Source organism: Brevundimonas sp. (assembly GCF_036676055.1).
Lineage (GTDB): Bacteria > Pseudomonadota > Alphaproteobacteria > Caulobacterales > Caulobacteraceae > Brevundimonas.
This window is the reverse complement of the sequence record NZ_JAKFDS010000058.1, coordinates 53,497-60,407: the sequence shown is the minus strand read 5'-3', so window position 1 is coordinate 60,407 and position 6,911 is coordinate 53,497. Positions and strand designations below refer to the sequence as shown.

The 6,911-nt window shown below is 70.9% G+C and carries 9 protein-coding genes; 7 read left to right on the top strand and 2 right to left on the bottom strand.

Going from position 1 to position 6,911, the window contains the following annotated elements; genetic code table 11:
* Positions 1 to 316 precede the first annotated feature (316 nt).
* The 3 genes from V6M45_RS10735 to V6M45_RS10725 all read left to right on the top strand — a co-directional run bounded on the left by V6M45_RS10735 (position 317) and on the right by V6M45_RS10725 (position 2,567).
* Complete coding sequence (locus V6M45_RS10735; protein WP_332656274.1) at positions 317 to 1,537, top strand: acyltransferase family protein; 1,221 nt, start codon at positions 317 to 319, stop codon at positions 1,535 to 1,537.
* Positions 1,538 to 1,600: 63 nt separating this feature from the next.
* The gene (locus V6M45_RS10730; protein ID WP_332656272.1) at positions 1,601 to 2,260 is read left to right on the top strand and encodes a hypothetical protein; all 660 of its coding nucleotides are present in this window, start codon (positions 1,601 to 1,603) and stop codon (positions 2,258 to 2,260) included.
* 4 nt (positions 2,261 to 2,264) lie between these two features.
* Positions 2,265 to 2,567 (top strand): winged helix-turn-helix domain-containing protein, encoded by a 303-nt coding sequence (locus tag V6M45_RS10725; RefSeq protein ID WP_332656270.1) that lies wholly within the window; start codon positions 2,265 to 2,267, stop codon positions 2,565 to 2,567.
* On the opposite strand, the gene V6M45_RS10720 is transcribed toward V6M45_RS10725, so the two are convergent.
* Positions 2,525 to 3,010 carry a GreA/GreB family elongation factor gene (locus V6M45_RS10720; protein ID WP_332656268.1) on the bottom strand — a complete coding sequence of 162 codons (486 nt, stop codon included), beginning with the start codon at positions 3,008 to 3,010 and terminating at the stop codon, positions 2,525 to 2,527. The two genes, V6M45_RS10725 and V6M45_RS10720, sit on opposite strands and share 43 nt — an antisense overlap.
* A gap of 227 nt (positions 3,011 to 3,237) precedes the next feature.
* Between V6M45_RS10720 and folP the strand changes: the two genes are divergently transcribed.
* The 4 genes from folP (at position 3,238) to V6M45_RS10700 (ending at position 6,329) form a co-directional block, all read left to right on the top strand.
* Positions 3,238 to 4,062 (top strand): dihydropteroate synthase, encoded by an 825-nt coding sequence (folP, locus tag V6M45_RS10715; RefSeq protein WP_332656266.1) that lies wholly within the window; start codon positions 3,238 to 3,240, stop codon positions 4,060 to 4,062.
* 70 nt (positions 4,063 to 4,132) lie between these two features.
* The gene (gene thiD, locus V6M45_RS10710) at positions 4,133 to 4,936 is read left to right on the top strand and encodes a bifunctional hydroxymethylpyrimidine kinase/phosphomethylpyrimidine kinase (protein WP_332656264.1); all 804 of its coding nucleotides are present in this window, start codon (positions 4,133 to 4,135) and stop codon (positions 4,934 to 4,936) included.
* Positions 4,933 to 5,514 carry a nucleotidyltransferase family protein gene (locus V6M45_RS10705; RefSeq protein WP_332656263.1) on the top strand — a complete coding sequence of 194 codons (582 nt, stop codon included), beginning with the start codon at positions 4,933 to 4,935 and terminating at the stop codon, positions 5,512 to 5,514. Before thiD ends, V6M45_RS10705 begins: the two co-directional genes overlap by 4 nt.
* Complete coding sequence (locus tag V6M45_RS10700; RefSeq protein ID WP_332656261.1) at positions 5,514 to 6,329, top strand: PhzF family phenazine biosynthesis protein; 816 nt, start codon at positions 5,514 to 5,516, stop codon at positions 6,327 to 6,329. The genes V6M45_RS10705 and V6M45_RS10700 overlap by 1 nt, the downstream gene beginning before the upstream one ends.
* A gap of 61 nt (positions 6,330 to 6,390) precedes the next feature.
* On the opposite strand, the gene V6M45_RS10695 is transcribed toward V6M45_RS10700, so the two are convergent.
* Complete coding sequence (locus V6M45_RS10695) at positions 6,391 to 6,831, bottom strand: hypothetical protein (RefSeq protein WP_332656259.1); 441 nt, start codon at positions 6,829 to 6,831, stop codon at positions 6,391 to 6,393.
* Positions 6,832 to 6,911: the final 80 nt, after the last annotated feature.

Below are 6,911 nucleotides of genomic sequence, written 5' to 3'. Positions count from 1 at the left end.
GGTGCGGTCAGATGGCCTCGCAATGGCGGGGGTAAGGCCGTCCCGCTCCGGTCCCAGCAATGAGGCCGGGGCGATCCGTCAAAGGCCCGGACGCAGGGCCGCCAGTCGGAGGGCGTGTGGAAACCGGCCGCGCGGGGCAGTCTGCTTCGTCGAAACGGTAATCACATTCTCAACCGGGCGAGGCCCGGCTGTCCCGCACCCTCCCCAACCGTCTGGACACAGGCGGCGACCATTGCTGCGCCTGTCTCTGCATCAACAAGTTTGCAATTCAAACAAGTCTGGAGTAGATCGCTCTCCATCAGAAGGGGAGAGACCCATGTCCGCCGCCGAACCCGCCACCCGACCCGACCGCCTCCACGGCCTCGACGCCCTGCGCGGCGGCGCCCTGCTGCTCGGCGTCGTCCTGCACGCCAGCCTGGCCTTCTTTCCGCAGCAGATCTGGATCGTCGCCGACGACAGTCGCTCGATCGGCGCGGCCTGGCTGTTCTTCGCCATCCACCTGTTCCGCATGACCGCCTTCTTCCTGATCGCCGGCCTGTTCGCCCACATGATGCTGGCGCGGAAGGGCTGGCGGGGCTTCGCCCGCGACCGGGCCTCGAGGATCACCGGGCCGCTGCTGGCCTTCTGGCTTCCGGTCATGGCCGGGATCGTCACCGCCCTGGTCTGGAACGCCCACGCCAACGGCCTCGTGGTTCCCGGCGCGCCCCCGCCGCCGCCCCCGACCTACGACTGGACCAACTTCCCCCTGACCCATCTCTGGTTCCTGTACGTCCTCACCCTGTTCTACGCCGGGGTCCTGATCCTGCGCGCCCCCTTCGCCGCGCTGGACCGCAACGGCGGCTGGGGCCGCGCGGGGGACCGGCTGACGGGCGCCCTCGTCGGCTGGTGGACCCCCGTCGTCCTCGCCGTTCCGCTGGCGCTGGCCCTGTGGCTTGATCCGGCCTGGGTCGCCTTCTTCGCCGTGCCGACACCGGATGCCGGCGTGGTTCCCGACGCGGCCGCCCTGGTCGGCTTCGGCCTCGCCTTCGGCCTCGGCTTCCTGCTGGATCGCCGCCGCGACCTGCTGAACCGGATCGCGGCCTGGTCGCCCCTGTTCCTGATCGTCGCCGTCGCTGCGGGAGCCTGGGCCTGGACCCTCGCCGGGGGACCGAATCTGGCGCCCATGGCCGAGCCGACGGCCGACAAGGCGCTCGCCGCCGCCGTCGTCGCCGTGGCGGTCTACGCCTCGGCCCTCGCGGCCACGGGTCTGTGCCTGCGCTTCCTGTCCGGCCGCAACCCGGTCCTGCGCTACCTCTCCGACGCCTCCTACTGGATCTACATCCTGCACCTGCCGCTGGTCATGCTGGCCCAGGTCTGGATCCAGGACTGGACCGCGCCCTGGTGGGCCAAGCTGGCGGGCGTCTCGATCGGCGTCTTCGCCGTCTGCCTCGTCTCTTACGAGCTGATGGTCCGCCACACCTTCCTCGGGCGCTGGCTGAACGGTCGGCGCGTGCCGTGGCGGCGACCCCGCCAACCCGTCCTCGTCCCCGCCGAATAGCTTGCCAACCCTGACCGGCTCGTCCACCCAATCGGGCGAGCCGGTTCCGGAGAATCGCCCCCCATGTCCGCCAAGCCCCGCCTGCACTCCGCCGAGGACGACCTCGCCTTCATGCGCTCGATCGTCGAGGGCGGCGGCCGCACGCCCATGACCCTGGCCGTCTGTTACCTCGCCGGGGGGCTGCTCTACGGCCTGCAGTGCCTGTTCCACGTCGGCCAGGTCGCCGGTCTGATCCGCTGGCCGGACCTCGCCAACCTTGCCTTCGTCGTCATGATCACGGTCAGCTTCCTCGCCATCCTGACCTGGGCCATCCTCAAGGACCGCAAGGACGGCCCGGCCAACCGTGGCTCCACCGCCAGCCGCGGCCTCAACGCCGCCTTCAGCGCCACCGGCATGGCCAACACCGCCGTCATCATCGTCTTCGGCGTCGGCGCGTACCGCGATCAGGACTTCGCCATCTGGCTCTATTACGCCGCCATCGTCTTCGCCCTCCAGGCGGCCGCCTGGTACATCGCCTGGACGCTGAAGCGGAAGCGCTGGATGCTGGCGACGGCGCTCGGCGGCTGGCTCGCCGCCGTGGCCCTCGGCTTGCTGGTGCGCGAGCCCGTCTGGTACCTCGGCGTCTGCACCGTCGCCCTGTTCGCCCTGTTCGCACTGCCGGGCTGGATCCTGTTCCGCGACGCCAGAACGCCCAATAAAGTCGCCGGATCGAAGGCGGGCTGACGCCATGGGCCTGGCCGACCTCGGACGGATAGACGACGTCATCCACGGCCGCATGCGGCTGGGGATCATGGTCTATCTGGCCGATGTCGACGCCGCCGACTTCACCGAGCTCAAGACCGTGCTCGAGGCCACCCAGGGCAACCTTTCCGTCCATCTGAAGAAGCTCGAGGACGCCGGCTACGTCGCCATCGCCAAGAGCTTCGTCAACAACAAGCCCCTGACCCGCGTCTCCATCACCCCGGAGGGCCGCCAGGCCTTCGCCGCCTACCTCGAGGCCATCGGGGCCCTGATCGGGGGCAAGGACTGATGGCCCGCGCTCTCGACCGGGACCAGCGGCTCCGGATCCTCGACCAGCACCGGCGTGAGCTTGCGCACCGCCCCGGAAGGATCCGGCCACAGGATGCTCTCGCCTTCGCGCAGGCCGATCAGCCCGGCGCCCACATAGGACAGGGCCGAGATCAGCCCGGCGTCGATATCGGCCTCCTGCGGCAGAACGATCTTCACCCGGCGGGGGTCGCCCGCGCGCCCGTCGCTGTAGTGGACCCAGCGGTCCAGACCGACCGCATGGGCCGGCCGGGTCTCGACCACGGTCGCGCGGTCCAGCTCCTGTTGCAGCAGACCGGCGGCGCCGGTCGCTTCATGATCGCCGACCAGGCGCGACAGCTGATCGTGCTCCGCGGCGGTCAGGAAGATCTCGGGCAGGTCCGCGAGGGCGGTCGCCCTGGTGGAAAGGGTTTCGGCAGCGGTCATCTCGCGCCTCCATGCAGGGAGCGCCGCGTCCGCGGTCGCTCCGGATTTCAGAATATCAGTGTGTCGGGGAGGGGAATCGGCGTCGCCCGGGACGGACGTTCGCGCACGCGCCTCCGTCCCGGGTCAGTCGCCTGCGACGAGGCGGCCCGCGTGATTCTGCTCTCGAGCGATGTCGGAAGACCGGAACATGACCCCTCCAAGCTGGGGTGCCGGGAGGGGGAAGTCAAATGAGCACGCCGCCGGCCGCATCTCCCCCGCGGGTCATGGGCATCGTCAATGTGACGCCTGACAGCTTCTCCGACGGCGGCCGACTGGCCTCGGTCGAGGCCGCCGTCGCCCACGGCCTGCGGCTGGTCGATCAGGGCGCCGCCCTCCTCGACGTCGGCGGCGAAAGCACCCGCCCCGGCGCCGAGCCCGTGCCCGAGGCGGCCGAGATCGCTCGCGTCGTCCCCGTCATCGAGGGCCTGCGCGCGGTCTGGACCGGCCCGATCAGCATCGACACCATGAAGCCCGCCGTCGCCCGCGCCGCCGTCGCCGCCGGCGCGACGATGTGGAACGACGTCGCCGCCCTCGGCTTCGCTCCGGACGCCCCGGGCGTCGCCGCCGATCTGAACTGCGACGTCGTCCTGATGCACATGAAGGGCGAGCCGCGCACCATGCAGGCCGCCCCGCACTATGACGACGTCGTCGCCGAGGTCGCCGACTGGCTTCTCGCCCGCGCCGACGCCGCCATGTCCGCCGGGGTGGCGCGCGACCGCATCTGGCTCGATCCCGGCATCGGCTTCGGCAAGTCCGCCGCCCACAACCTCGCCCTGACCGCCCGCCTCGACCGGCTGACCGACCTCGGCTTCCCGATCCTGTACGGAGCCAGCCGCAAGCGCACCATCCAGTCGGTCGACCCGACCGCCGCCGACCCCGCCGACCGCCTCGGCGGCTCGCTGGCCCTGGCGCTGGAGGCGGCGCGGCGCGGCGCGGCCATCATCCGCGTTCACGACGTCCGCGAGACCGTCCAGGCGTTGGCGCTTCAGGCCGCGTTGGCCGCCACCCCATGATCAGGCGCCTCCGCCAGACGATTTGGCCGCGCCCCTTGCCGAGGCGGCCGCGAATGGCCATCCCGTCATCATGACCTCGCCCCTCGGACGCGTCCTGATCATTGCCGGCTCCGACTCCGGAGGCGGAGCCGGAATTCAGGCCGACATCAAGGCCGTGACCGCGATGGGCGGCTACGCCGCTACGGCCATCACCGCGATCACCGTGCAGAACACCCTCGGCGTTCACGGCGTCTATCCCCTGCCGCTCGACCTGATCGAGGCGCAGGCCCGGGCGGTGCTGGACGACATCGGCGCCGACGCCATCAAGACCGGCATGCTGGGCGCCACCGACGTCGTCGAACGCGTCGCGGCCATCCTCGACAGCTGCGACGCTCCCGCCGTCGTCGACCCGGTCATGATCGCCAAGGGCGGCTCGCCCCTGCTGCCCGACGAGGCGGTGCAGGCGGTCCGCACCCTGATGGTGCCGCGCGCCGCCCTGCTGACCCCCAACGCGCCCGAGGCCGAGGCCCTGACCGGCCTGACCGTCGCCGATCTGGACGGCCAGCGGCGGGCCGGGGCCTTCCTGCTCGGCATGGGCGCGGGCGCCGTGCTGATGAAGGGCGGCCATATCGCCGGCGACACGGTGATCGACGTCCTCGTCACCCCGTCCGGCGAGACCCTGCTGGAAGGGCCTCGCGTCGAGACCCGCCACACCCACGGCACCGGCTGCACCCTCGCCAGCGCCTGCGCCGCCGGACTGGCCAAAGGTCTGCCGCTGGAAGTCGCCGTAGCCGAGGCCTGGGCCTATGTCGCCGAGGCGATCCGCCGGGCCCCGGGCCTGGGGCAGGGGCACGGTCCGCTGGATCACGGCTGGCCGCTGAGGGACGCGCGATGAGTGATCTGGAGAGCCGCCTCGCCGCCATCGTCCGCGCGGACCCCGGCCTGATGCACGTCCTGACCACCGTCCGCGGCCTCGGCCTGAACGATTGGCGCGTCTTCTCCGGGGCCGTTTATCAGTCTGTCTGGAACGCCGTCACCGGTCGCCCGGCCGGCTACGGCATCCGCGACTATGATCTCGGCTACTTCGACCCGGACACGTCGTGGGACGCGGAGGATGCGGTGATCAAGCGTGTCGCCGCCGCCTTCCAGCCGCCGTTCCGCGACATGGTCGAGGTCCGCAATCAGGCCCGTGTCCATCTGTGGTTCGAGGGCAAGTTCGGCGAACCCTACGAGGCCCTTGCCGGCACGGACGAGGCCCTCGCCCGCTTTGTCGCGCCCGCCTTCGCCGTCGGCGTCCGGCTGGAAGACGACGATGCGATCAGCGTCGCCGCCCCCTTCGGGCTCGAGGACGTCTTCTCGCTGACCTTGCGCCCCAACCCGAACCGGCCGTTGGCCAAGGGCTGGACCCGTGCGGTCGGGAACGCCACAGCCCGCTGGCCGGAACTCTCCATCATGCAGCCGGAGACCGCCTGATGCGCCAGTGGACCGTCGACGCCTTCGCCTCCGCCCCCTTTCGGGGCAATCCCGCCTGCGTCGTCGAGCCCTTCCAAGCCTGGCCCGCCGACGGCTGGATGCAGGCTCTGGCGAAGGAGAACAATCAGGCCGAGACCGCCTTCCTGCTGCGCACCGCCGACCCGGCCCGGTTCGGCCTGCGCTGGTTCACGCCGGGCCGCGAGGTCGACCTGTGTGGCCACGCCACCCTCGCCGCGGCCCATGCGCTGATGGCCGAGCTCGGCGTCGAGGCGGAAGCCCTGACCTTCGACACCCGCTCAGGGTCGCTGATCGTGCGTCGCGCCGGCGACGGCTATGAAATGGATTTTCCGGCCGACCCGCCGCGGCGCACCGGGCCGGTCGCGGGTCTGGCCGAGGCGCTGGGCGCCGAACCGGTCGAGGTCTGGGCCGGCCGATACCTCGTCGCCATCCTCGCCGACGCGGAAATGGTGCGGTCCCTCGCCCCCGACATCCGCGCCCTCGCCGCCATGCAGGGCGAGGCGGGGGAGGCGGGCCAGGTCATCGTCTGTGCGGCCGCCGATCCCCAGGACGACGTCGATGTGGTCGACCGCTTCTTCGGCCCCGGCTGCGGCATCGACGAGGATCCGGCCACCGGCTCGGCCCACTGCATCCTGGGGCCTCTCTACGCCGACAGGCTCGGCCGGCCCGACGTCCGGTTCCGGCAGGTTTTCCCGGGCCGCGGCGGCGAGCTCGAAACCGAAGTCCGTGGCGACCGCATCCTGCTGCGCGGCCGGGCTGTCACCGTCATCGAAAGCCGTCTGCGCCTCGCGCCATAGGAAAGGGGCGCCGCCCTTTCGGACGACGCCCCTCGGACCTTCCGGGGAGGAAAGGTCAGCCTTACCAGCGACGATTGTCGCGGTCGCGGCGCTCCATCCGGACCTGCCTGGCCAGACGGTCGTAGCGCTGATCCAGGTCGCTGCGCTCCCAGCGGGTCAGACCGCCGCGCATGTAGCTGCGCTCCAGGCGGACGAGGCTGTTGAGCTCGACCTGCAGCCGGCCCGCCTCGCGGCGGCTCAGCGAGCCATTGCGAAGGCCGACGTCGATGCGGCGGTCCAGCTGGTATTTCCGCTGGCTGATCGACTGCCAGCGACCATGGTTCTCGTACCGATCGCCACGGTCGTAGCGATCATCGCGCTCGTACCGGTCATCGCGATCGTAGCGGTCATCGCGGTCGTTCCGCTCGTAGCGGTCGTACCGGTCATAGTTCTGGGCGGCGGCGGGAACCGCGACGGACGCCGCGGCGATGGCCAGCACGGGGATGAGGGCTTTCTTCATCATCGTCTTATCCTTCGCGTTCACGCAGGCCGGACTGGCTGCGTTGACGCCGACAAGACCATCTTTCGCCTGAGCCCGATCTG

Coding starts and splice junctions, on each gene's coding strand:
- V6M45_RS10730 (WP_332656272.1), top strand. CDS start 1,601: ATGTCCGCCAAGCCCCGCCTGCACTCCGCCGAGGACGACCTCGCCTTC.
- folP (WP_332656266.1), top strand. CDS start 3,238: ATGAGCACGCCGCCGGCCGCATCTCCCCCGCGGGTCATGGGCATCGTC.
- V6M45_RS10695 (WP_332656259.1), bottom strand. CDS start 6,831: ATGATGAAGAAAGCCCTCATCCCCGTGCTGGCCATCGCCGCGGCGTCC.
- V6M45_RS10720 (WP_332656268.1), bottom strand. CDS start 3,010: ATGACCGCTGCCGAAACCCTTTCCACCAGGGCGACCGCCCTCGCGGAC.
- V6M45_RS10725 (WP_332656270.1), top strand. CDS start 2,265: ATGGGCCTGGCCGACCTCGGACGGATAGACGACGTCATCCACGGCCGC.
- V6M45_RS10705 (WP_332656263.1), top strand. CDS start 4,933: ATGAGTGATCTGGAGAGCCGCCTCGCCGCCATCGTCCGCGCGGACCCC.
- V6M45_RS10735 (WP_332656274.1), top strand. CDS start 317: ATGTCCGCCGCCGAACCCGCCACCCGACCCGACCGCCTCCACGGCCTC.
- thiD (WP_332656264.1), top strand. CDS start 4,133: ATGACCTCGCCCCTCGGACGCGTCCTGATCATTGCCGGCTCCGACTCC.
- V6M45_RS10700 (WP_332656261.1), top strand. CDS start 5,514: ATGCGCCAGTGGACCGTCGACGCCTTCGCCTCCGCCCCCTTTCGGGGC.